Source organism: Oleiphilus sp. HI0079 (genome assembly GCF_001635105.1).
The window spans coordinates 1-372 of the sequence record NZ_LWFT01000304.1 but is presented as its reverse complement, the minus strand read 5'-3'; the positions used below and the strand labels follow the sequence as shown (position 1 = coordinate 372).

At 49.2% G+C, this 372-nt stretch carries 1 protein-coding gene; it reads right to left on the bottom strand.

Annotated elements, in window-relative coordinates; all coding sequences use genetic code 11:
- Positions 1 to 47: 47 nt before the first annotated feature.
- On the bottom strand, positions 48 to 372 hold a 325-nt coding region (locus A3750_RS25840; RefSeq protein WP_197474878.1), incomplete at its 5' end, for a hypothetical protein.

Here is a 372-nt window from a genome sequence, read left to right as displayed (position 1 = left end):
AATTCGCAGCCTTTGCTGATGGAAGAACCCTCAAGCTAATTGACTATTCAAAGACTGCGACGAGACGCATATACGAGCTCGAAACCTATGCCACCGATATATGCGGTGTTTATCCAGTCAAACGACCTGCCTACACCGTCTTTGATTCTGACAGCGACTACTACCTTAGCACCGTCGACGACACCGCGATAAACGTGGCGCTCAAAGTTGGCAGTACCTGTGATCGCACCACTGACACTTATCGTCAGATCAGTTTCAATATTCCGGGCTTTCCACTCATCGCCGATACACGCGCAGTTAGCACTTCCGATGTTTTCGGAGGGTACCTTTTTGAACCCCTTTTTCGTACTACCGATGATGACGGCAACCAAG